The following is a 23,485-nucleotide window of genomic DNA, read 5'->3' as shown; positions in this document are numbered from 1 at the left end:
CCTGTTATAAGGCTGAAAATCTCTCTAAAAATTCCTCTAATACTTTATCTTTCTTTCTTGATTTCTCATTTAAAATTTTATAGGCAATCTCTTTTATTTTGAAACTAATCTTAGCCTCAGGGCAATAAATTAAATAAGGGGTTTGACTTCGTATAGCCCTTTTAACACACTCATCATAAGGCAATATTCCCAAAAGACTTATCTTAATCTCTGGAAGAAACTTTTCAATAACATAGAGCAACTGATGAAACACTCTTTTGCCCTCCTCATTATCCTTAGCCATATTAACTATCAACTTATAGTTTTTAATTTTACTCTTTTTATATAAAACCTTCAAGTAGGCATAGGCATCAGCCATAGAGGTTGGTTCAGGAGTGAGAATAACAATCCTTTCCTCGGCAAGCTGGGAGAAAAATAAAACATTATCTGAGATTCCGGCTGAGATATCAAAAAAGAGATAATCAAAGGGGGAAAAGGCCTCTTCCATCTGGGCTCGAAGGAGCAATTTTTGATTAGAATTAAGCTGAGTAAGTTCCAAAACTCCAGAACCCGCAGGTATAACAGAAAATCCATACTCTGTTTCATAAATTATATCTTTGAGACTAAGAGAACCATTTAAAACAAAACGAATATCAAACTTGGGTGAGATTCCAAGCATTATGTCCACATTGGCAAGCCCAAGGTCTGCATCAAAGATCAAGACCTTTTGCTTGAGCTGGCTCAGTCCCAAAGCCAAATTAATAACAAAACTGGTCTTCCCCACCCCACCTTTACCACTGGCTATAGAAAAACTTTGCATGTTCTCTCCTCCTCCCTTTATTCTAAAACTTTATCTTTTATTCCTCTTAAAAATAACCCCAAAAGAGTCTTTCCTTCTAATATTTCCAAATCTTCAGGGATTCTCTCCCCTGTTGTGCCAAAAAGAGGTGCTGGGATCTCCTCTTTTAAGAGCCAGAAAAGTCTATAACCAGAATATAATCTGTCTAAAAAAGTAAGAATTATTCCATCCACAGGTAAATCCTTTAAATCCTCCCAGAGTTTTAACATATTTTCAGCATTTTCCGTAACCCTAACTACCCAATAAAATCTCAAAAAAGGATAGAGTTTAAATAGATCATAGAGATCATGAATGGTAAATCTTTTGCTTAGACTCGGGGTATCAATCAAAAGAAAGTCATACTGAGAGAAAAATTCTCTTTGAAATTTTTGAAAATCCTCCCAATCAGATTGATAAAAGGGGATCTCAAGAAGATTTGAAAGTTTCTGAGACTGTTCCTTTCCTCCAATTTTGTAGTTATCCACACTTAAAATTGCCACTTTTGAATTTTTATGAACTCTATACCAGAAGGCAAGCTTAAAGAGAGAGGTAGTTTTTCCAACCCCAGGCTCACCCACAAAAACCTGAAGGCGTGAAAGAGGATTTACACCCTTGCTTTTTAAAGCAGATAGGACAAATTGTGGTAAATCCTGAGAGGACTTCTCGAGCTTTTCCACAATCTCCTCTGGAACCCCTTCTTTTAAAAGTTTGACTGCAAGCCCTTTGGAATTGCTCTGTAAGAGTTCTCTAAGAGCACCTTTGATCTCCAGAATATCTTTTCTAAGATCCTCATAAATAGAAAGTCCCCTTTCAGAATAGGAGGATGTTTCAGAGATAATACTATTTTCAATTTCATGCTCTTCAACCGCTGCCACTACCTCGTATAATTCAAGTCCATTTTCTTTAATCTTTCCTGAATCAAGAATCACTGCTTCCTCACCCAGCTCATCCTTGACCTTTCTTAAGGCCTCAACCATGTTTTTGGCCCTTATCTTCTTTATGCGCATGCTCTATTCCCTCACAAGTCTTACTACCTCAAGGATCTCTACCTGCACCTCACCTGGAATCTCAGCCTGAGAGAGCACCGGCACATACCTCAAAGTCCTTTCAATGAGTTTGCGCAGATGCCTCCGTATGGTTGGTCCACAGAGGATGACTGGTAAAAGATTCTTCTGGCCCACCCTTTCAACTGCCTGAGATAAAGATGCCACAATCTTTGAGCCAATTTTGGGATCAATCATCAAAAAGACACCCTGTTCTGTTCTCTGAAGACTCTTTTTCATAATCTCCTCAATGTCATCTCCCACAAGGATTGTAGGAAGTTTACCCTCAACTATATAGGGCTTAACAATAAATCTACTTAATCTCTGTCTCACATATTCTGTAAGTATATCGGGATCTTTTACAGAGGATCCATAATCACTAATCCCTTCAAAGATAGTCACCATGTCTTTAAGAGGAATACCCTCTTTCACAAGATTCTGTAAGACCTTTTGAATAGTGGTTAGATTTACCGCATTCAAGGTCTCTTCAACTAATTTGGGATAATATTTATTCATGGTATCAATGATTTTCTGGACCTCCTGTTTAGTTAGGAGTTCATCTGCATAGGTCTTGATAACTTCAGAAAGATGGGTAGTAATAACTGTTGAGAGATTAACTACAGTAAACCCTGCCATTTCAGCAGAATCTTTAAGCTCCTCTGGGAGGAAATAAGCCCTCATTCCAAAAGTAGGTTCAGTAGTGGGGATTGCTCCTTCAGGAGGCAAAAGATCAGGACTGGGGGGTATAGCTAAGTAATAATTGGGTAAGAGTTCTCCCTTGGCTATTTCAACTCCCTTAATGAGAATCTGATACTCTCCGGGCTTTAAAGAAAGATTATCTCTAACATGCACAGAGGGTATCATGATACCAAGCTCCTGAGCCATCTGTTTTCGAAGATTTTTTATCCTTTCAAGGAGGTCTCCTCCCTGAGCTTCATCCGCTAAATAAATCAAAGCATAACCAAGTTCCACTGCAAGAAGCTCAACCGGACGCACCTCTTCCACCTCAGGTGGTGGAGGAGGAGCCTCTTCTATGGGCTTTACCTCTTCTTTCCTTAGATGTCTATAAGAGATAAAACCAAGAGAGAAAAGAAAAAGGGCAAAGACAAAAAAGGGGAAAAAGGGAAGCCCGGGTATTAGTCCTAAAGCTAAAACTGCCCCTGAGGCTAAAAACATGGCCTCAGGCCTTAGGGCAAACTGTTTAGCTATATCTCTCCCCATACCAGCCTCAGCAGCTGCCCTACTCACTATAATACCTGCTGAGGTAGAGACTACAATGGCTGGAAGTTGAGCTACCAGACCATCTCCAATGGTCAAAATGGTGTAAGTCTTGGCTGAGGTTGAAAGATCAAGTCCCCTCTGAAGGGTGCCAATAAGAATTCCCCCTATTATATTTATAACTGTAATAATCAGCCCTGCAATGGCCTCTCCCCGGATAAATTTGGAAGCACCATCCATGGCTCCATAAAATTCAGCTTCCTTGGCAATCTCTTCCCTTCTTCTACGGGCTTCCCTTTCATCAATAAGCCCTGCATTAAGGTCAGCATCAATGGCCATCTGTTTCCCTGGCATGGCATCTAAGGTAAATCTTGCCGCTACCTCAGCAATTCTCCCTGCACCTTTGGTGATAACCACAAAATTTATTAAAACCAAAATAAGAAAGACTATGAAACCAACAACAAAGTTTCCTCCTACCACAAACTCCCCAAAGCTTTTAATAAGATGCCCTGCAGCATCTGTTCCCTCATGCCCTCGGAGAAGAATTACCCGGGTTGTAGCAATATTCATAGTAAGCCTAAAGAGGGTAGTAAGGAGAAGCAAAGAAGGAAAGGCCGTAAAATCAAGGGGTTTATTAACCTGCATGGCCATGATGAGGATAAGAAGACCTATAGAAAAGTTAAGGGAGAGGGCAAGGTCTATCAAAAGACGGGGCAAGGGGAAAATAATCAAAGCAAAAAGTAAGATTACACCTATAACAGCGGTAATACTATAAAAATCTAAAAGATTCTTTAAAGTAAATGTCCTATCCATTAATTATTAGCTCCATTTTTTCTTTTTCATTTTATAAACATAAGCTAAAATTTTAGCCACTACCTGATATAGATCCTCAGGTATGTATTCCCCTACCTCTACTTTTTTATACAAAATTTGTGCCAGAGGGGGATCCTCATAGATGGGAATCCCATGTTTTTTGGCAACCTCTTTAATCTTTTGAGCTAAGAAATCAACTCCCTTTGCAATCACTTGAGGAGCAGGCATCTTTCCGATATCATATTTTAAAGCCACAGCAAAGTGCTCTGGGTTGGTAATGACCACATCTGCTTTGGGTACCTCAGCAAGCATCCTCTGTCTGCTCATTTCTCTCTGTTTTTGCCTGATTTTGGCCTTCACCCAGGGATCACCCTCTGTTTGTTTAAGTTCCTCTTTAAGTTCTTCCCGAGTCATCCGCAACTTTCTCTCAAGGTCCCAACGGGCATACAGCCAGTCAAGAATGGCTAAAAAAGCAAGAACAGAAAGTAACTTACCTAAAAGATCCTTAAGCAAAACCTTAAGAGTAGCAAGGAGATAATAGGACTCCACCCCAAGCAGTTTAATTAGTTTGTCAAAATTTTGACTTATGATCCAATAACTAAAGGCTGTAATGATAGCAAGCTTGACTAAAGCCTTGACCAGCTCAAAAAAAGAGGTCAAGGAAAAGAGCCTTTTAAAACCTTCAACAGGATTTATTCGGTCCCACTTAAGAGAGATAGCCTCTTCTGCCCAAACACCTCCCCCTGTTTGCACTAAATAAATAACAAAAGCGGAAATTAGGAGCAAAACAAAAAAGGGGAGTAAAAATTTAAAAAGGGCATAGAGGCAAGTTTTGACAATGTATAAAAGGTTTGAAAAGTCAAGATCTCCTGTAGAAAAGTTTGAAAAGCTAAACTTCAGAATAAAGAAAAATTGCTGAAAAAAAACAAAACTCAGGACTAAAGAGCTCAAAAACCCTGTTGAAAGAAGAGCAACGGATGAAAGCTCTCTACTCTTAACAATTTGTCCCCGGCGCTTGGCTTCTTCCCTTCGCCGCGGGGTAGCCTCTTCTGTGCGCTCTTGGGCCTGCTCCTCAGGCATGCCTTCCTCACATCTTTAAAATAATCTGCATAAATTTACCAAATTCATTAAAATAAAGATTTAAAATCTTTGGGATCAAGAAAAGCATTAAGCCAAAGAAGAAAAGCCCAAGACCAAGGGTCAAGGGAAAGCTCACAAATAGCACATTAATCTGGGGAATTAATCTTCCTATTATAGCAAGGATAATATTGATAAGAAGCATAAAGACCAAAAGAGGCGCCAAAACTCTGACTGCTATGTCAAAAATAAGACCACTCTTTTTTAAAAGAAATTGCACGAAATCCCCTTTTATATAAAAAGAACCAGGGGGAATTTCATAAAAGGATTTAATAAGAAAATAAATTAAGTGGTGGTGGATATCAAAGGTAAAGAAAAAGAGTAAGAGGAGAAGATATATAAATTGAGAGATAATAGGCATACTTACTCCACCAAGGGGGTCAAAGGTCTGGGATATTCCAAATCCCATCTGGAGACCCACAAGCTCTCCCCCAAGCTGTAGCCCTCCTAAAATTACCCTGAAAAAAAGGGAAAGCACAAAGATTAAAAGAAAATCAGAAAGAAAATAGGGAAGAAACTCATAAAAATTTTGGGGAGGTGTTATTTTAAAACTAAGTAAAGGAGTAAAGGCTAAGGCAAGCACCATGGAGAGGGCAATCCTGAGTTTAGTCGGAAAAAAGGTTGTTGAAAAAACCGGAAATAGAAACCACAAAAGAAGAATCCGTATAAAGATTAGCAAAAAGGTAAAGAATTCCCTTTGCAAAAGCTCTATTAGGGTTAAAGTCATTTAATCATCCCGGGAATATTTAGAATCAAATTTTCCGTAAAAGTGGTTAGTTTTTTTAAAAACCAGGGAAGGGTTATAAAAAGGACTAAGACCATAGCCAGGATCTTGGGCACAAAGGTAAGGGTCATTTCCTGAATCTGGGTAACTGCCTGAAAAATACTTATAGCCAGACCTATGACCAGGGCAGTCAAAAGCAGTGGAGCAGATAAAAAGAGACTGAGCTTAATGGCCTCCTTAGCTAAGGTCAAAATCGTAACATCTGTCATAAGCTTGACACCTCCTTTAATAAAAACTTTTTACTAAGGACATGACTAAAAGATTCCAACCATCTACAAGAACAAAAAGTAAAAGTTTTAGAGGTAAAGAAAGCATCATGGGAGGAAGCATAAGAACTCCCATAGAAATAAGCACACTTGAGACCACGATATCTATAACTAAGAAGGGGATATAAAGCAAAAATCCGATTTGAAAGGCAGTTTTAAGCTCACTAATCATAAAGGCTGGAATTAAAGTAAGTAAAGAGACATCCTCTTTTGTTTTTGGTCTTTCCTCTCCACGAAGTTTAATAAAAAGGGCTAAATCCTTTTCACGGGTATTTTTAAACATAAAGTCTTTAATGGGATGGGCAGCTCTTTTGAAGAGTTCCTCTTCATTTATTTGCTTTTGCAAATAGGGTTGTAGCGCTGAGGTATAGACCTCTTTAAAGACAGGTGTCATAATAAAAAAGGTCAGAAAAAGAGCTAAGGAGATTAAAACCTGATTGGGAGGGGTTTGCTGAAGGCCAAGGGCATGCCTTAGAATAGAAAAGACAACTACCAGGCGGGTAAAGGAGGTAAGCATTAACAAAATGGCTGGGGCAATGGATAAAATAGTCAAAAGAAGAAGAATCTGTAAAAAAACACTCATCTGAGAGGGATTTTGAGAGGCTTCCATGCTCACCTTAAGGGCTGGTAAGGCAAAGGCAGCTAAATTAAGCATCATTTTTTACCTCCCCAAGAAAACTAAATCCCTTATCTGAGAGCCCAATAAGCATTTTTTTTCCCTCAACTTCTATTAACAAAATTTGTGCCTTATAAGCTATGGGTTTTATTTCCAGAATTTTGATAGCGGAAGAGGAGGGAACCTTAGTCTGATACCTCTTATAAAGATGGGCTAAGACAGGCAAGGCACTTAAAATAAGTAGCAAAATCCCCAAGCTTTGTAAATAATTCAGCCATTCCATAGTTAAGACCCGAGCCTTTTGATTCTATCCTGAGCACTAATAATTTCAGTAATTCTTACCCCGAAGCGATCATTTACTACTACAACCTCACCTTTGGCCATGAGTTTCCCGTTTACATAGACCTCAACAGGCTCTCCTGCAAACTTTTCAAGTTCAACAATAGAGCCCTGATTTAGTTTTAAAAGTTCTTTAATAAGCATTTTGGTTCTTCCTATTTCAACGGAGATCTCAAGAGGGATATCAAGAATAAAGTCAAACTCAGGATGGAGACCTTCCTCTCTTGTTGGTTTTAGCTCCTGAAGTTGAGCAGGTTGAGAGACTGGTATTTCTTTTTTAACCTCTTCAGGAGTAGAAATTGAGGTCTCCTCCTGAGAAGATTTTTCTGCTTGGGCCTCCTTTAAGGCAGATTCCCACATGGACATCAAGTCTTCAGGATTAAGGGCCTCCTCTTCTTTTTTTTCTTCAGGTCTTTCAATATTTTCTTCAGCCATAAGAAACCTCCTCTGTTTATTCCTCTTGAAAGGTTACAAATTTTTCAATCTGGATAGCTAAATGTCTTTTAAAGACCCCCATTTTTCCCTGCATTTTAGGAGTATCCTCAACCTGAATCTCAATGGGCTCTTCAGACTTTTTTTCTAAAAGAATTACATCACCCTCTTTGAGATGAATAAGATCCCCAAGAGTAATTTTTCCTTTTCCTAAGAGGGCCCTCAGAGAGACCTCACTATTCAAAATAATCTGCTCTAAGGACCTTCGCCATTTAGAATCTATCACTTCTTCAATTTGATAGGGCGAATAGAGCTTGTCCTTTATGGGCTGAAGGGAGCTCAGAGAATAACAAAAAAGGATTTTTCCGCTTATGGTTTCCATTTCAAGGTTAAAACCGGTAACAAGAACCGTCTCTTCCGGTTGTAAAACCCTGGCAAACTGGGGATTAACTTCACCCCTTATATATTTAGGCTTCACAGGATAGACATTTTTCCAGGCCTTTTCAAGCTCAAGAAAGATCATATCCACAACCCGCTTAATAAGTTTTTGCTCAATAGGAGTAAATTCTCTTCCCTCAACCTTAACAATTTTCCTCTCCCCACCCCCTAAGAATCTCTCTACAAACACAAACACTAAAGGGGCATCAATAATCAAAAGAGAATTTCCCTTCAAGGGTTCTAATTTAAAAATATGAATTGAGGTCGGAACTGGAATCTTATTCAGAAAATCCCTAAATCTCTCCATCTGGGTAGGAATGTTAATCATGTCAACCATTTCTCTAAGCATAGTTGAAAAACTTAACCTTAAGGCACGCGCTAAGGCATCATTAATAACATCTATACCGGGGATCTTTAAACGAGTAGAGATAGCAAAATTTCTAAAGTCAAAGGGTTTTACCTTTCCCTCTTCAGGTTTTTCCGGTGTGGTATCAATCTTTCCACTCTCAAGACCTGAAAGAAGGGCATCAATCTCTTCTTGACTTAGAATGTTTTCCATATAACTTTACTCCACAATAAACTGAGTAATATAAACATTTAAAACCAGCTCTTCTCCAAGGGCTTCATTTACCTTTTTCAGGATTTCAGCTTTAATCTTTTCCTTAGCATCTGGTACAACCACCTCTTCAACAGTCTTTCCACTTAAAATACTCAAAACCAAATCCTTGATAAGGGGTTCCTTCTTTTTAAGCTCTTCCTCAACCTTTTTATCTGCAACCTCAAAACTCATTCTCACCTGTAGATAGCGTTTACCAGAGGGATCCATCAAATTAACAATTATGGGATCATATTCAATAAAAAATGTTACCTTTGGTTTAGCAGACTTTTTCCCTTTTTTGCTCTCTGCAGCTTCTTCTCCTTTTTTTCCAAGAAAAACAAAGACTCCAGCACCAGCAATACCTATAATTAGAAAACCAAGAAGAATAAAGATAAGAAGTTTCTTTTTACCTCCCTTTTTCTCTTTAACCTCTTCTTTGACCTCTTCTGCCATGGGCCACCTCCTCCCTTTAGTAAGAATTTTTAGCAAAATTTGTGCCAACTAAATCATATTTTGAGAACTTTGAAGATTTTTATATTTTCAACAAAATTCATCTTGCTAAAATAAAAAATAGGGAAAAGATTAGAGTCAAAAAATTGACAATTATTTTTATATGTCAAAATTTTTATAAGAGCTTTCCCAGAAAAGGAACAGCCACTTCAAAAGTTGGCCCTGGGAGAAGCCCCCTAATCCTCGCTTAGATATAATTCTATGACAGGGGTAAAGAAGAGGTAGAGGGTTTGAGGAAAGTGCCTTAGCTACTGCCCTTTCAGCCCCGGGATAATTTAGTATCCTTGCTAATTCTTTATAGGTTAAAGTTTGTCCTCTGGGAATCTTTCTCAGGAAATTAAGGACTCTACGAGTAAAGTCTGAAACCCGTAAGAGATGGTGAAGATCTAAATAGTTTTGCCTACCGTGAAAATAAAGCTTAAGCTGTTCCAAAAAATCATGAGCAGGTTTTCGGAGAACTTCCTTTTCCAGATAGATCTCCCTTTGGTGAGAATTAAGGTAAAGATCAAAAGATACCTTGACAAGTTGTCCTCCTGAAAGATAGGTGAGTTCAAACTGAAAAGGAAAGATTCTTATAAGTGCTCTGGCTGTCTTAAGGCTTTCCAATTTTTTTCTTAGGAAGGGGAAGATATTCAACAGAAGGGATACTCCTTGTAGGCTGAGGGAAAAGTTTCATCAGTTGATAGATTTCAAGGGGTAACTCTTGTGAAACAGGAAGGCCAAGTCTTTTAGCCTCTTCAAAGGTTATGGGATGATCATGGGTAAAATAGCCCTGAGATAGGACCTCAGCAAGCTCCTCTATCTTTTCAGCAGGGTATCTTTCATTAAGAATGAGTTTTAAATTTTCCTTCATCTGTCTTAAGGCCATCTCAGCCACATCAGCAAGGATAAGGGTTTTATCCTCTATCTTATCAAGAGGTTTTCTTTTGGTAAGTCTTAGGATAGAGGCTGCAGGATATCCTTCAATTTGAGGATCAACAGGTCCAAGCACAGCATGTTCATCCATAACAATTTCGTCACAGGCAAGGGCAATAAGGGTGCCACCACTCATGGCATAATGAGGCACAAAGGCTGTAACCTTAGCAGGATGCTTCTTTATAGCCAGGGCAATCTGAAGGGCAGCTAATACTAATCCACCTGGAGTATGCAGTATTATGTCTATGGGAACATCTTTATCAGTCATATGGATAGCCCGAATGACTTCTTCAGAGTCATTGATATCAATAAAGCGCATAATAGGGAAACCCAAGAAACTCATAGTTTCCTGACGGTGCACTAAGAGGATTACCCGAGAGCCCCTTATAGCCTCAATTCTTTCAATCATCTTTTGCCGGGCTATCTCAAGAAATTTTTGTCTTAAAAAGGGTTGCATGGCAAGGACTAAAAATAAGATCCAGAAGAGTTCAAAACCCGTCATTAAAATGCCTCCTCCTTCAGGGTTTATCTAAATCAAAAAAGGCCCCAAAAACACCTTCTTCATCTCTATAAAATCTGCAAGGTCTTTTACAAAAAAGTTTATAGGTCAAGGCTCCAGTTAAAAAGCCTCCCAGATGTGCAAACCAGGCTATACCTCCTACACTTCCAGGAAGGGCAAGGGAAAAGAGGCCACTATAGAATTGCATCAAAAACCAGAGTCCTAAATAGAGAAAAGCGGGTATCTCAACAAAAAGAGGAATAAAAAAAACAGGAATGAGAACAAGTATTCTTGCAAAGGGATACATCATAAAATAGGCCCCCATAACTGCTGATATAGCTCCACTTGCTCCAACAAGGGGCACAACCGAGTCAGAATAAATCAGGGCATGTGTAAGAGTAGCTAAGATTCCAGTAGTTAAGTAAAAAAGTAAGAAACGAAAAGGACCAAGGCGATCTTCCACATTATCTCCAAAAATCCAGAGAGTCCACATATTTCCAATGAGATGAAGCCAGCCCCCATGAATAAACAGATGCGTAAAAAGAGATAGATAACTCTGCCAGGGATTTTGACCAGTTAAAACAGAAAAATAATCATCAAAAAAAAGACCAGGGGTAAATCCCCAGTTACGAAAAAAACTCTGGCGAGCCTCCCCTGAAAGAGAAAGCTCAAATAAAAAAACGCATACATTTACAATGATTAGCCCCCAGGTAACAAGAGCAGGTCTTCTCCGAGGGTTTAGATCCTGAAGAGGTATCATCCAAGGGCTCCGATGAGCTCACCTCTTACCTTTTTCCGAAAGGCTTCAGACCTTTCCAGAAGCTGTAGAAAATCTCCCTCCTCCTCTGGAACAGGACCAAATTCATAATCTTCCTCCAGGTTTTTTGAAAACTTTCTTAGATGAAGAGGACCTCCTTCCAAAAACATTCGTGCAAGCTCTAAGAAAAGATTGGCCTTACCTGAGAGGGCATAAAACTCAGCAGCCTTAAGGGCATATCTGTTTCCATTAAAGGAAAGACTTACTCCTCCTCCTTCTCTAACGAGTTTAAGGGCCTGGACATCCGTTATGGAATCCCCACAGTAAAATCCCTCTGCCAAGGAATTATTTAAGTTTTCAGCTATTATCTGGCAGGCTTTGGACTTTTCTTCACCACCAATGGGATTGACCTCCCTTAAAAAGACCCCACAATCAAGATTCCAGATTATCTCAAAAAAGATTTCTTCAAGACGATCTAAAATATTTCTAAGTGAGGGAGTAAGATCTTCCACCTTTTGGGCCTCTCTGGGAAGCTCAATCAAAGGGAATTTTAAGATTTCTTCATAAAGGCTTTGCAGAATCTTAGCTTCACTTGCGGATAATTCAACTTTATCAAAATCCACCTCTGTGCAAAAGATTTGAGACAGGGGAAAGTTAAGCTTTTGGGCCAAGGCCTCTAAATAGGGCCTATAACTTGTGCTAATAATAAAGGTAGGCAAAAGTTTATTTAGGGCTGGTAAAACCTCTTCAACTTTGGGGAGAAATAAAAGGGTTTTAGCAGAAAACTCTTCCAGAAGCTTGTTTGTAGCCCCAAAGAGCTTAAGAAAAGGGAGAATGAGTTTTAGGGTGTCTCCTGCTTTATAACCCGGCCTTTTTTTGATATCTGCCAGATAATCATCAAAACGAGAGATTTGAGTAAAAAAATAATCTCCCCTTGGAATTAAATAGGCTGAAAATTCAAAGGCATTGTCATTAAGTGTAAGAGGTCCCTCACAATCAAAGGCAAGAAAAGCCATAATTTTTAATTATAACATCAACCCACCAAAAGGCAAAGTTATGTATAAGTCCATATCTTTTGAGATTTAAAAGGGATTTTTTATACTACTTCAGTTTAAAGAAAATGAACCTGTATTTTGTAGGGGCAAACCTATGTGTTTGCCTGTTATATGTTTCTTTATATTATTGGGCAGATACGCAGGTCTTCCCTACTCTCCCCTTTCACCTTTCACCTCTCACATTTTCACCTCTCACCTCTCACCTTTTACCTCTTTCCACTCTTCTTTTTTCTTGGAAGAATCAGAACCTATGCACCGATTTTTTGCTCTTCTTATAATCCTTCTTCTCTATCAGGGACATCCGTGTAAAAGGTTATTCCAAGACTTTTGCAAAAGCTCTTTGCCTCACGATCAATCATAGGAGAAATAATTATCTTTCTTGTGACCCTTCTCCCTTCTTTTTTCTCAAAAAACTTTACCTTTATCTCAAAAAGCAAAACATCTCCAGGACTAACGGAAGATTTAATCTCAGCTACAATAAGTTCACCATTTCTAATAATAAGGTCAATTTCAACCCTTTTACCAGGAAAACCTTCAAAGACCTCACCTTCTAAATCAGTTGTTTCATAATGTTCTACCTTAACCCCAAAGGTTTCCTCAAGAAGACCTTTTACCGCATTGCGAAAGGTTTTCTCTGATTTAATTCCCCATCTTGCCCCAAGGGCACTAATCTGCACATCCTGTCTCTTTCTTAAGGCAAGGATTTCTTCCATCAGGATTTTATTGCCTTGAGAGAGTTCTTCAAGCTTCTGAGAATGTTCCTCAAGCCTCTTTGAATGTTCTTCCCATCTTTTTTCACTCTCAATTCTTAGGTTCTTAATCTCCTCTAAAAGGGCCTTAATCTCTTCTTCAGTGGTTCTTTTGTCTGCAAAATTTTCTTTGAAAAGACTTGCTACATAATCCTTAAGAAGGGGATCTTCCTTTAAAAGTTCGGGGAGATCCCGAATTAACATTTCCTTTAAGGCTACTTTGGATCTGATACTTTTTTTAGCCCTTTGCATAAAAGTCCCACCTTAATTTCAAAACTTAAAAGAAAAATGAAAAAAAACAAGAGGTTTTGCATAAGTCCATATTGTTTGAGATTTAAAGGGGATTTTTCTACTACTTCTGTTGCAGGAAAATGAACCTATGCACCCACCCCTAAATCATCGATAAAAGCTTCTGCTTTGCTAAAGAAAATTCTATGAGAAATGCATTCATTAACCTTGACTTTTCTCTGGAGAAAGCTTAACATTATTAATAAACTTATTTGCAAGAGGTGAAGGGTATGAAGGTAAAGGTTGTGATTCATGGACTGGCGGTTGATCCTGTCTCAAATAGTCCTGTTATGCTCCTTAAAGAGCTAAATGGAGAGAGAATTCTACCCATCTGGATAGGTGTTTTGGAAGCTACTTCCATTGCTTCAAAACTGGAAAATATCCAATTTCCAAGACCCCTTACTCATGATCTTATGAAAAATATCCTTGATTTTCTGGGTATAAGGATTCCTAAAATTGAGATTGTTGATCTCAGGGAAAATACCTATTATGCTGTGATTACTCTTGATATTCAGGGAGAGCTGGTTGATATTGATGCCCGCCCAAGTGATGCAGTGGCTATGGCCTTAAGAACAGGAGCTGAAATCTTTGTAAATGAAGAGGTTCTTCAGAAGAGCCAGACCTTTGCAGAATCCCCTATCAAAGAAGCCCAGGAAGAAATAGTTGGAGCAACCGAAGAGGAAAAGGAGAAACTCAAAGAGATTTTAGAAGAGCTTGATCCTAAACATTTTAAATATAAGATGTAGGAGAGTATTTTGTTTGATTTTCACTGTCATTCCGTATTTAGTGACGGAGAGTTAATTCCTGCAGAGATCTGGCGAAGGGTTAAAGTTCTTGGCTATTCAGCCATAGCTATAACTGATCATGCAGATCCTTCTAACTTTGAATTTATTCTTGGAAATCTCTTGAAAATCAAAGATGCCTTCAGGGGCTTAACTCCCCGTCTCATAGCAGGAATTGAGTTAACCCATGTTCCCCCTGAGCTTATACCAGAGCTTATTCAGAAGGCACGAGCTCTTGGGGCAGAAATAGTAGTAGTGCATGGGGAGACCATTGTTGAGCCAGTGGCAGAAGGAACCAATAGATCTGCAATCCTTGGTGGAGCTGATATTCTTGCTCACCCGGGGCTTATCAGTGAAGAAGAGGTTAAACTTGCTGCAGAAAAAGGGGTCTTTCTTGAAATCTCAGGAAGAAAGGGGCACTCCTTTACAAATGGACATGTGGTAAAATTAGCTAAAAAATATCAGGCCCCTTTGATTATAAATTCCGATGCCCATAGTCCTTCTGACCTTTTAAGCCAAGAACTTGCCTCCAAAATAGCCCTCGGGGCAGGGCTAACTCTGGATGAACTCAAAAATCTATGGAATTTGGTAAAGAACCGCCTTCTCAGGATCTAATTTTAACTGCTCTTAAAACCCTCTTCCTTCAGAAAGGTTATCCTGAAGAGAGTTTTCAACTCAAAAAAGAACTTTTCTTTTCATATCAGGGCCTCTCTTTTGAACTTGAGCTCCCTCTGGTGATAGAAAATGAGCAAACCCTTCTTATTGTAAATTATCATCCCAGTAAAGGTGGGCTTTCATCTTTTGAAAGACCTCTTTTAGCCATAGCTCGTATTTTTTTTAACCCCCTACCCTATTTTGCTCTCCTCACTAATCTTCAAACCTTTATTCTTATTGAGGTTTATCCTCAGATTACCCTGAGAGGAGACTCGGAACTCATTCCCAACTATGCTTCCCTTTTAAAATATACACCACCATTTTTTAAATCCTTTAAAAAAGAGTTTGAGGAAAAAATACTTGCCCTTCACTTAAGTGGAGGCTGAAGGGCTGGAAAATGTAAGTAGGCTACTTTACAGCGCAGTAATATCTCTGTCTTAAGATCTCATAAAGAGCAATACTTACTGCCTGAGAAACATTGAGGCTTTCAACCTTTCCGCGCATAGGAAGATGGGCTTGAAAATCACATCTTTCCAGAATGGAGGGTCTTATCCCTTTTCCCTCATTTCCAGCTATCAAAAGAAGAGGGATTTTTAAGTCAAGGTCATAAAGAGTTGTTTCAGTCTTGTGGGTTAGCCCAAGAACCCAGAGGCCTCTTTCCTTAAAATAAGAGATCGCTTCTTTTAAATTGGTTACCCTTACAATGGGAAGATGAAAGGCAGACCCAGCTGAGACTTTAATCACCGTGCCAGTTATTTCACAGGCCCTGTGCTTGGGAATAATAAGCCCATGAACTCCAGCTGAATCAGCAACCCTTAAAATACTTCCTACATTCTGGGGGTCTGTAACCTCATCAAGAGCTATAACTAAGGGATCCTCTCCTCTTGTCTCCCAGAGAGCAACTATATCCTCGAGCTCTGCATACTCAAAGGTGCGTAAATAGGCAACTACACCCTGAGTATGGGAATCATGGGGAACCTTGGGTGGAAAAAAAGCACCCTTTGACCAGATTTTAACAGGAATCCCAAGGGCTTTAGCTTTTTCAAGAATCTGAAACTTCTTACCCGAAAGGGACTTCTTCTCAAGAACTATCTCTTCAATAAGCTCAGGTTGGTTTTTTAAAACCTCAAGAAGGGGATTAATTCCCCAGATAACCCTTGACATCTCAGAAAGAGGGTTTAACCCTGTAAGGGCGACAAAGCTCTGCCCTGATGATAGAAAGAAACCTCTTCTTAGCCTCAGCTAAATCATCATTTACAACTATATAATCAAAGAATGGGGCTAAGGATAGTTCAAAACTTGATCTCTTCAATCTTTCCTGAAGCTTTTCTTCAGTTTCTGCCCCTCTTTTCCTCAGGCGGTCTTCAAGAATCTTTAAGTTCGGAGGAGCAATGAATATGGAGACCACAAGGGGACCAAAATATTTCTTAAGATTGCCTGCCCCTATAACCTCCACATCAAAGACTAAATGCTTCCCCTGAGAAAAGGCCTTATCAATTTCTGTTTTGGCTGTTCCATAAAGGTTAGAATGCACCTCTATCCACTCAAGAAAATCTCCACGCTTAAGCATCTCAAGAAAGGTCTCTCGGGAGATAAAATAGTAATCTCTTCCATCAACCTCGCCTGGTCTGGGAACACGGGTGGTATGAGATATTGAAAAATAAAATTCCTCTTCTGGAAGTTCCTTTAGAAGAGTGCTTTTCCCAGCCCCTGATGGCCCGGAAACGATAAGGATCAAATTTTCCAAGGTCTACTCTTCCTCTTCCTTAAGTTTAAAGGTATCTGTTGCAAATCGCTGAGCTATGGTTTCAGCCTGAATAGCAGAAAGGATAACATGGTTGCTATCAGTTATAATAATAGAACGGGTCTTTCGCCCCTGGGTAGCATCAACCAATCTTTTGGTATCCTTGGCCTCTTCTTTGAGCCTTTTCATAGGAGCAGAATTGGGATTGACAATGGCAATAACCCTATCTGCCACTACATAATTACCAAAACCTATGTTCAAAAGCTTTCCTGAAACTGCCATACCTTCCCCCTTACTTAATTTATCTCCAAATAAATTAACACATCTTTAAATTTTTGTCAATTTTCTATGTTTTTTGCCCTCTTTTAAAAATTTTTTTAAAGAATCTGGATCCATACCTTCCAAAGAGAACAAATGGGCCAATGAGGATATAAAAGGCAACAAAAACAAAAAGAAGGAGCGGTGGATTAGCAGCAGTAAGGGTAAGCATCAAAAGAAAAAGAACAAGAAAATAAAAGGTCTGAGCACTTTTAATCTTTATCTCCTTAAAGGCAGGATATTTAATAGGTGAAATAAAAAGATAGGCAAGAAGATAGACCATGATCAGGAGGAGCCAATTTCTATAAAACAGCTCAACTCCAAGATTTAAGAGGAGCAAAACTGTTGCAGAGATAATAGCGCCTCCTGCAGGGGATGGTAATCCTTCAAAATAGAGCGTAGAGGAAGACTTTACATTAAATCTTGCTAATCTTAGGGCAACGCAGGCTGCATATAAAAAACAGGCCAACCACCCCATCCGAGAAAAACCTCTTAAAGAAAAGTTGTAAATTAGAACAGCTGGAGCAATACCAAAGGAGACCATATCTGCTAAGGAATCAAACTCCTTTCCGAATTTACTCATTTGTCCTATTAGGCGGGCAATTCTCCCATCAAAGACATCAAAAACAATGGCAAGAAGAATAGCCACTCCAGCCTGATAGAACCTCCCTTCAAAGGAGGCTATAATAGCAAAAAAACCGGCAAAAAGATTAAGGGTAGTAAAAATATGAGGTAAAAGAGGCGTCATGCCAGGGATTTAAGAGGAATCTTAGCAAGCACTGTTTCTCCGGCAAAGACCTTCTGTCCTTCCTTAACAAAGAGTTCTGCCCCTTCAAAGGGGAAAAAGAGTTCAACCCTTGAGCTAAACTTGATTATCCCGAGAAGATCACCGGTAACGAGATCATCTCCGGGGAGGACAAAATTTTTAGCCCGGCGGGCTACAATCCCAGCAATCTGAACCACCCAGAAGGGAAATCCGTCTTCCCTTTCAATGAGGTAAAAGATCTTCTCATTCTTTTCTAAGCTCTCATCCAAAAAAACAGGCCTTTTTTCTCCCTGAAGATGGATCACCTTAAGGACCTTTCCTGAAACTGGACTACGATTTATATGCACATCCCAGAGACGCATAAATATTCCAATCCGATAGAGAGGCCCATCAAACCAGTCAGGTCTTTCCTCAACCTTACAACAAATAATCTTCCCATCTGCAGGAGAGATAACAAGCTCAGGTTCAAGGAGGGGTTCTCTCTTTGGATTTCTGAAAAAGAAGGCATTTGCCAAAGAAAGACCAAGAAAGGAACAGGCAAGCTTCGGCCTTTTAATCAGGGCAGAAAGGCCTGAAGCTAATAAAGGAAAAAGCACAAAAGGCCGTCCCTCTGGATGGATCATCTTTAACCTCTCTGACTTAGGGATGGGAATAGGGATTCATCTGTATGGGGTAAAAATAGTGCTGCCATATAATAGTCCATATACTTGGGATGATTGGAAAGCTCAACATGGGTCATCATTTGAGTTATTCTCATAAGCTCCTCTCTTTTATGAGTATATAATACCACCTTTTTGGCACCCTGTAAACTGGTATTCCCAAGAAAATAAAAACGATCTCTTGGAAGATCAGGAAGAAGCCCAATGGTTATAGCATCCTCAAGGTCAATATAACTTCCAAAAGTTCCAGCTAAAAAAACCCTCTCAAGCTCATTAATACTTAAGCCCACAGATTCAAGAAGAATCTGATAACCTGCAAACATAGCCCCTTTAGCGCGGATAAGATTTTCTATATCATTTTCTGTAAAGACTATATCTGCACCAGTTGCTGAGTCCTCTTTAAAAACAAGTATATATTCATAGCCCTCATCACCCTCTCTTAATCTGGGATGCTTAAGATCTCGTCTATATTTTCCAGCCTTATCAATAAGGCCAACCCTGAGTAAACTTGCCATAAGAGAGATTATTCCTGAGCCACAAATCCCCTTAGCCTTTTTCCTTCCGATGGTAAGAAACATGGGCTCATAGGTTTGAGGATCAATATTAACAGATTCAATGGCGCCACTTGTTGCCCTCATACCGCATTTTATACCACCCCCTTCAAAAGCTGGCCCGGCTGAACAAGCTGCACACATAAGAAAATCTCTGTTTCCAACCACTATCTCCCCATTGGTCCCAAGATCAATAAAAAGGGTTAACTGCTCTTCCTGGGCCATAAGTGATGCAAGCACCCCTGCTGTAATATCACCACCCACATAGCTTGCCACAGATGGAGAAAAGAGCACAACACTCTCCTCCTTCAAAGGAAGCCCTAAATCTTTAGCTCTAAGAAGTGGATAATTTTTTGCTACAGGCACATAGGGATACTCCCTTAAAAAACGGGGTTCAAGCTCAAGAAAAAGATGGGTCATAACAGTATTTCCAGCTATAGAGAAGAGATTTATTTCACTTATTTTTCTTCCCGCCTCTTTGAGGAGTTCCTCCATAAGGAGAAGGGATCTTTCTTTAACTCTTTCTGCTAAGAGTTTCAGACCATCCTTTTTGCGGGCAAACTCTATTCTACTTATAACATCTTCACCATAGCTAATCTGAGGATTATAATCAGAGGTATAGGCTAAGGTTTCTCCAGAATTTAAGTCAAGTAACTCAAGCTGAAGGGTGGTTGTCCCGAGATCCATAGCTACTGCAAGATTCCTTTCAAGGGTATAGCCTGCTTCAAGGTCAATTAAACGATAACCCCTGGCATGCTTAAAAAGAGTCACCGTTACTTTAAAATCAGCCTCTCTGAGGACATGGGGGAGACTTCTTAAAAGAGAATAGGGGACTTCGGTTATTTCAAATTCCTTCTCTGATAGAGCACTTAAAAGCCTCTCAAGATCAGGGGTATTTTCTTCAATATCAGGAGGGGTAAGTTCTAAATAAACCTTTTTAATAGGTGGATCAAGGGATAAGGTCTCTTTTCTTTCAAGGGCTTGTGCTCTTGTTTTGCGAAGAAGAGCCTTCCGGTCAAAATGGCTTTCCACAGGGATGCGCACAACTATATCAGTTACCGGATAGAGGGTACAGGCCTTATAATAGATATCCTCAATCTTTTCTCCCTTAGCCTCTCCTGACTCAAGGAAGACCTTGCACTTATTACATACCCCGATTCCTCCACAGCTTGCATTTATATGAATGCCAAGCTTCATTGCCAGATCAATAACTGTCTCATCAGGTGAAATCTCAGCTTCTATTTGATAGGGTTGAAACAAAACCCTGGGCATAAGCCTTCCTCCTTCTGTAGGTAATCCCTTAACAAATTTAAAATAATTTTATCTTTTTTCAGCCTTTGCAGCAATTTTTCACAAATAATGCTTTCCTGCCCTTTGAAATATTGTTAAATCCAAAAGGTGTTCTAATTTTTAGATATGGAGCCCCATGTTTCTGTAATTATTCCTACCTATAATAGGGCCCATCTTTTGGAAAGGGCTATAAAAAGTGTTCTTCGGCAGAGCTATTCTTCTCTGGAATTGATTGTGATTGATGATGGCTCAAAGGATAATACTCCGAGGGTGATTTCAAAATATCCCTTAAGATATGTGCGTCTTCCAGACAACAGGGGTGTTGCCTTTGCAAGGAATCGAGGCATCCTTAAAGCCCGGGGAAATCTTATAGCCTTTCTGGATAGTGATGATGAATTTTTACCCTCTAAGATAGAAAAACAGATTAAATATTTAGAAAAAAACCTCTGGGCTAAGCTTGTTCAGACTGAAGAGATCTGGTATAAAGGGAAAAAGAGACTAAACCCCAAGAGGTATCATGCCAAGGCAGAAGGATTTTTCTTAGAGCGCGCGGTAAAACTCTGTGTTGTCTCTATTTCCACCTTACTTGTTAAAAAAGAAGTCTTTGATGAAATTGGACTTTTTGACGAATCCTTCCCAGTTTGTGAGGATTACGAATTCTTCCTGAGAGTGGCTTTAAAGATGCCTATGGGACTTATAAAGGAACCTCTGGTCATAAAGTATGGAGGTAGATCTGATCAACTCTCTCAACAGAGGGGTCTTGATTTTTACCGCATAAAGGCCTTATTGAAGATTTATAAAGAATTCAGTCCATACCTTTCATCAGAAGAAAAACTTCTTCTTCTCTCTGAGGCGAAGAATAAAAGCAAAATCTTTCTCAAAGGGGCTTTCAAACACGGAAACTTAAGAAAAATCTTTGAACTTCAAAAAATTTGGAGTAATTTTAATCTTCAGAGTATTTCAGTGACATAACAACCAAGCCTTAATAAATTATATGGATACCAAGGAAAACTGGCTAAAGAGATTCTCAAATATTATAGAATCTTTAACTAAGAAGGACTTTGCTCTTTTGCCTAAAAGCAAAGACCTTGAAAAGACCTTTCTGCAACTTCTCAAAGAGGCTCCCCCAGAAATTCCCACGGATTTACAAACCCAGTTAAGACTCCTTTCTCAAAGCTTAGATGCTCTCTCAATGGATGAGAAAAAACTTCGCCTTTTAAAGATAAAAGACCTTCTTTTACAAAAAAATTTTAATGAACCTTTAAAACTTGATGGTCCTGAAGATATCCCTTCCCTTGAAACTTATCGTAAAAATCGTAAGATCCTTTCTCAAGGAATAGAAACCCTTAAAGGGATTGGCCCAAAACTTGCTCAAAAACTGGCTAAAAGAGACCTTCATACTATAGAGGATCTTCTCTTTTTTTTACCCCGAACTTATGAGGACCGAAGAAAGATCACCCCTATAGGAAATTTAGTTGAAGGAGTGAAGGCGGTAGTTTTTGGTGAAATCCTTAAAAGTGGGATCAATTATTATTCACGGCGTAAAACCTATGAGATTCTTATTACTGATGGGACTGGTTTTCTCACCCTCAAATGGTTTCATTTTCAGGATAAGGTCATGCGAGGCCTCTTTCCGGTAGGAAAGAAAATCTATGCTATAGGAGAGGTCAACCGATTCTTACGCAATCTTGAAATGAGTCATCCTGAGACTATTTCAGAAGAGGATACAGAAAAAATAGCAGCTGAACTGGGGCATATTGTCCCAATTTATCCAACCTTAGAGAGGATTCCAGAAAAGACCTTAAGAAAGATCCTCCAAAGAGTTGTAAAGGAATATGTTGAATATGTAGATAACCTTATTCCTACCAAATTCTTACAGAGGGTTAAACTTCTCCCTTTAAAAAAGGCTTTGATAGCCTTACATTTACCTCAAAATTCGGAAAAAATAGAAATTCTTCTGGATGGAAACAATCTTTATCATCGAAGTCTCTCCTTTGAAGAGTTTTTTTTCCTTGAGCTTGGTCTTGCCCTTAAGAAAAGCAAAATTGCCCTTGAAAAGGGAATTGCCTTTAATGTTGAATCAAGGCTGGCAAAAGATTTTTTAGAGAAACTTCCCTTTGAGCTAACCTCTGCCCAAAAGAAGGTCATAGAAGAGATCAAAAGGGATATGGCCCGAGATATACCTATGAATAGGCTTATTCAGGGGGATGTGGGGTGTGGAAAAACTGTAGTTGCCTTTGTAGCTGGCCTTATTGCCATTGAGAATGGATATCAAGTAGCCCTTATGGCTCCTACAGAAATTCTTGCGGAACAGCACTATCGCAGTTTCAGAAGTTATGCTCAGCTTATGGGGGTTGAAAGTGCTCTTCTTACAGGAGGACTTGCACCCTCCCGAAAAAGGGAAATCTGTAATGGCCTTGCCACAGGCTTTTATAAATTTGTTATAGGAACCCATGCGCTCTTTCAAGAAGGGGTGGAATTTAAAAGGCTTGGCCTGGTTATTATTGATGAGCAACATCGCTTTGGCGTCCTTCAGAGGGCTTCTCTCCGGGAAAAAGCTAAAGGTCTTAACCCGGATACCCTGGTTATGACTGCAACTCCTATCCCCAGAACTCTTGCTCTTACCGTCTATGGAGATTTAGATGTATCTATTATTGATGAGATGCCTAAGGGAAGAAAACCGGTTATAACCAAGCTCTTTCTGGAATATAACCGAAGACTGGCTTATGAAGAGGTAAGAAAGGAGCTCCAGAAAGGGCATCAGGCCTATGTGATTTTACCCCTTATTGAAGAGTCCGAGGCCTTGGACTTAAAGGCAGTCCTTACTCACGGGAAAGAGCTTCAAGAAGATATATTTCCTGAATTCAAGGTGGGTATCTTACATGGTAAAATGAGCTCTCAGGAAAAAGACATGGTTATGCAGGCCTTCAAAAGAAGAGAGATAGATGTGCTTGTCTCAACAACTGTCGTTGAAGTAGGGGTGGATGTTCCCAATGCAACAGTCATAGTTATTGAACATGCTGAAAGATTTGGGCTTTCGCAGTTACATCAGTTGAGGGGCCGAGTAGGTAGAAGTGATAAACAATCTTATTGTTTCTTGATAGCCTACAAGATCTCTTTCCAAAGTGAAGCTTACAAACGCCTGCAGGTTCTGTGTAAAACCAATGATGGCTTTAAGATAGCAGAGGCAGATATGCACCTTAGAGGTCCAGGGGATATCTTCGGGACTCAGCAATCCGGTTTTATTGAATTTAAAAGGGCAGATCCAGTAAGAGATATAGATCTTCTTCTGCTGGCCAAAGAAGCAGCCTTTGAACTTATTAAAGAAGACCCCACCCTTGAAAGGTATCCAGCTTTGCGGGAAGAACTTTTTAGAAGATGGGAGGAAAGACTAAAACTCTCTGAGATAGCTTGACAGTTCAGGGGAAACCTTGCTCTGGATTAGAC

At 39.5% G+C, this 23,485-nt stretch carries 27 protein-coding genes; 5 read left to right on the top strand and 22 right to left on the bottom strand.

Going from position 1 to position 23,485, the window contains the following annotated elements; all coding sequences use genetic code 11:
- Positions 1 to 4 precede the first annotated feature (4 nt).
- The 16 genes from THC_RS01750 to THC_RS01675 all read right to left on the bottom strand — a co-directional run bounded on the left by THC_RS01750 (position 5) and on the right by THC_RS01675 (position 13,238).
- Positions 5 to 799, bottom strand: a complete 795-nt coding sequence (locus tag THC_RS01750; protein WP_068512503.1) for a MinD/ParA family protein — start codon at positions 797 to 799, stop codon at positions 5 to 7.
- 17 nt (positions 800 to 816) lie between these two features.
- The gene (locus tag THC_RS01745) at positions 817 to 1,824 is read right to left on the bottom strand and encodes a flagellar biosynthesis protein FlhF (RefSeq protein ID WP_068512500.1); all 1,008 of its coding nucleotides are present in this window, start codon (positions 1,822 to 1,824) and stop codon (positions 817 to 819) included.
- 3 nt (positions 1,825 to 1,827) lie between these two features.
- Positions 1,828 to 3,891: a flagellar biosynthesis protein FlhA gene (flhA, locus tag THC_RS01740; RefSeq protein WP_068512497.1), complete on the bottom strand. Its 2,064-nt coding sequence runs from the start codon at positions 3,889 to 3,891 to the stop codon at positions 1,828 to 1,830.
- A 6-nt stretch (positions 3,892 to 3,897) separates the two neighbouring features.
- Positions 3,898 to 4,971 (bottom strand): flagellar biosynthesis protein FlhB, encoded by a 1,074-nt coding sequence (flhB, locus tag THC_RS01735; RefSeq protein WP_068512477.1) that lies wholly within the window; start codon positions 4,969 to 4,971, stop codon positions 3,898 to 3,900.
- Positions 4,972 to 4,978: 7 nt separating this feature from the next.
- A complete protein-coding gene (gene fliR / locus THC_RS01730; protein ID WP_068512474.1) occupies positions 4,979 to 5,755 on the bottom strand; it encodes a flagellar biosynthetic protein FliR in 777 nt (258 codons plus the stop codon).
- A complete protein-coding gene (fliQ, locus tag THC_RS01725; protein ID WP_068512471.1) occupies positions 5,752 to 6,021 on the bottom strand; it encodes a flagellar biosynthesis protein FliQ in 270 nt (89 codons plus the stop codon). Before fliQ ends, fliR begins: the two co-directional genes overlap by 4 nt.
- 16 nt (positions 6,022 to 6,037) lie before the next feature.
- Complete coding sequence (gene fliP, locus THC_RS01720) at positions 6,038 to 6,736, bottom strand: flagellar type III secretion system pore protein FliP (protein ID WP_068512468.1); 699 nt, start codon at positions 6,734 to 6,736, stop codon at positions 6,038 to 6,040.
- Positions 6,726 to 6,977, bottom strand: a complete 252-nt coding sequence (locus THC_RS01715) for a flagellar biosynthetic protein FliO (RefSeq protein WP_068512466.1) — start codon at positions 6,975 to 6,977, stop codon at positions 6,726 to 6,728. The genes fliP and THC_RS01715 overlap by 11 nt, the downstream gene beginning before the upstream one ends.
- Before the next feature lie 2 nt (positions 6,978 to 6,979).
- The gene (gene fliN, locus THC_RS01710) at positions 6,980 to 7,468 is read right to left on the bottom strand and encodes a flagellar motor switch protein FliN (RefSeq protein WP_068512464.1); all 489 of its coding nucleotides are present in this window, start codon (positions 7,466 to 7,468) and stop codon (positions 6,980 to 6,982) included.
- Positions 7,469 to 7,484: 16 nt separating this feature from the next.
- On the bottom strand, positions 7,485 to 8,462 hold the full coding sequence (gene fliM, locus THC_RS01705) for a flagellar motor switch protein FliM (RefSeq protein WP_068512461.1): 978 nt from the start codon (positions 8,460 to 8,462) through the stop codon (positions 7,485 to 7,487).
- A gap of 6 nt (positions 8,463 to 8,468) precedes the next feature.
- Positions 8,469 to 8,954 carry a flagellar basal body-associated FliL family protein gene (locus tag THC_RS01700; protein ID WP_068512456.1) on the bottom strand — a complete coding sequence of 162 codons (486 nt, stop codon included), beginning with the start codon at positions 8,952 to 8,954 and terminating at the stop codon, positions 8,469 to 8,471.
- Positions 8,955 to 9,110: 156 nt separating this feature from the next.
- Complete coding sequence (locus THC_RS01695) at positions 9,111 to 9,617, bottom strand: methylated-DNA--[protein]-cysteine S-methyltransferase (RefSeq protein ID WP_167344307.1); 507 nt, start codon at positions 9,615 to 9,617, stop codon at positions 9,111 to 9,113.
- Positions 9,604 to 10,428 carry an SDH family Clp fold serine proteinase gene (locus tag THC_RS01690; protein WP_068512447.1) on the bottom strand — a complete coding sequence of 275 codons (825 nt, stop codon included), beginning with the start codon at positions 10,426 to 10,428 and terminating at the stop codon, positions 9,604 to 9,606. Before THC_RS01690 ends, THC_RS01695 begins: the two co-directional genes overlap by 14 nt.
- Before the next feature lie 16 nt (positions 10,429 to 10,444).
- Entirely contained in the window at positions 10,445 to 11,185 is a 741-nt protein-coding gene (locus THC_RS01685) for a rhomboid family intramembrane serine protease (RefSeq protein WP_068512445.1), read from the bottom strand.
- Positions 11,182 to 12,198, bottom strand: coding sequence for a hypothetical protein (locus THC_RS01680; protein WP_068512442.1), 1,017 nt, complete (start codon positions 12,196 to 12,198; stop codon positions 11,182 to 11,184). Before THC_RS01680 ends, THC_RS01685 begins: the two co-directional genes overlap by 4 nt.
- A gap of 311 nt (positions 12,199 to 12,509) precedes the next feature.
- Positions 12,510 to 13,238 (bottom strand): PD-(D/E)XK nuclease family protein, encoded by a 729-nt coding sequence (locus THC_RS01675; RefSeq protein ID WP_068512438.1) that lies wholly within the window; start codon positions 13,236 to 13,238, stop codon positions 12,510 to 12,512.
- 266 nt (positions 13,239 to 13,504) lie between these two features.
- Here THC_RS01675 and THC_RS01670 point away from each other — a divergent pair, with 266 nt between their 5' ends.
- From THC_RS01670 to THC_RS01660, 3 genes are read left to right on the top strand one after another with little or no spacing between them, the layout of a single operon-like run.
- Positions 13,505 to 14,020, top strand: coding sequence for a bifunctional nuclease family protein (locus THC_RS01670; protein WP_068512435.1), 516 nt, complete (start codon positions 13,505 to 13,507; stop codon positions 14,018 to 14,020).
- A gap of 9 nt (positions 14,021 to 14,029) precedes the next feature.
- Complete coding sequence (locus THC_RS01665; RefSeq protein WP_068512431.1) at positions 14,030 to 14,671, top strand: histidinol phosphate phosphatase domain-containing protein; 642 nt, start codon at positions 14,030 to 14,032, stop codon at positions 14,669 to 14,671.
- A complete protein-coding gene (locus THC_RS01660) occupies positions 14,635 to 15,096 on the top strand; it encodes a hypothetical protein (RefSeq protein ID WP_068512428.1) in 462 nt (153 codons plus the stop codon). The genes THC_RS01665 and THC_RS01660 overlap by 37 nt, the downstream gene beginning before the upstream one ends.
- Positions 15,097 to 15,118: 22 nt before the next feature.
- Here THC_RS01660 and rlmB read toward each other — a convergent pair whose 3' ends face one another.
- The 6 genes from rlmB to THC_RS01630 form a co-directional block, all read right to left on the bottom strand.
- Positions 15,119 to 15,874: a 23S rRNA (guanosine(2251)-2'-O)-methyltransferase RlmB gene (gene rlmB, locus THC_RS01655; RefSeq protein ID WP_068512424.1), complete on the bottom strand. Its 756-nt coding sequence runs from the start codon at positions 15,872 to 15,874 to the stop codon at positions 15,119 to 15,121.
- Between the two features lies 1 nt (position 15,875).
- Entirely contained in the window at positions 15,876 to 16,457 is a 582-nt protein-coding gene (gene gmk, locus THC_RS01650; RefSeq protein ID WP_068512422.1) for a guanylate kinase, read from the bottom strand.
- A 3-nt stretch (positions 16,458 to 16,460) separates the two neighbouring features.
- The gene (locus THC_RS01645; protein ID WP_068512419.1) at positions 16,461 to 16,736 is read right to left on the bottom strand and encodes a DUF370 domain-containing protein; all 276 of its coding nucleotides are present in this window, start codon (positions 16,734 to 16,736) and stop codon (positions 16,461 to 16,463) included.
- Between the two features lie 64 nt (positions 16,737 to 16,800).
- Entirely contained in the window at positions 16,801 to 17,520 is a 720-nt protein-coding gene (pssA, locus tag THC_RS01640; protein ID WP_068512416.1) for a CDP-diacylglycerol--serine O-phosphatidyltransferase, read from the bottom strand.
- Positions 17,517 to 18,161, bottom strand: a complete 645-nt coding sequence (locus THC_RS01635; RefSeq protein ID WP_068512413.1) for a phosphatidylserine decarboxylase — start codon at positions 18,159 to 18,161, stop codon at positions 17,517 to 17,519. The genes pssA and THC_RS01635 overlap by 4 nt, the downstream gene beginning before the upstream one ends.
- Positions 18,162 to 18,163: 2 nt before the next feature.
- Positions 18,164 to 20,020 carry an ASKHA domain-containing protein gene (locus THC_RS01630; RefSeq protein ID WP_068512410.1) on the bottom strand — a complete coding sequence of 619 codons (1,857 nt, stop codon included), beginning with the start codon at positions 20,018 to 20,020 and terminating at the stop codon, positions 18,164 to 18,166.
- Positions 20,021 to 20,164: 144 nt separating this feature from the next.
- On the opposite strand from THC_RS01630, the gene THC_RS01625 reads away from it, so the two are divergent.
- Both THC_RS01625 and recG read left to right on the top strand, forming a co-directional pair.
- Complete coding sequence (locus tag THC_RS01625; RefSeq protein WP_068512407.1) at positions 20,165 to 21,010, top strand: glycosyltransferase family 2 protein; 846 nt, start codon at positions 20,165 to 20,167, stop codon at positions 21,008 to 21,010.
- A 22-nt stretch (positions 21,011 to 21,032) separates the two neighbouring features.
- Positions 21,033 to 23,453, top strand: coding sequence for an ATP-dependent DNA helicase RecG (recG, locus tag THC_RS01620; protein WP_068512405.1), 2,421 nt, complete (start codon positions 21,033 to 21,035; stop codon positions 23,451 to 23,453).
- Positions 23,454 to 23,485 lie beyond the last annotated feature (32 nt).

The organism is Caldimicrobium thiodismutans (assembly GCF_001548275.1).
GTDB classification, from domain to species: domain Bacteria; phylum Desulfobacterota; class Thermodesulfobacteria; order Thermodesulfobacteriales; family Thermodesulfobacteriaceae; genus Caldimicrobium; species Caldimicrobium thiodismutans.
This window is presented reverse-complemented; position numbering and strand designations above follow the sequence as displayed.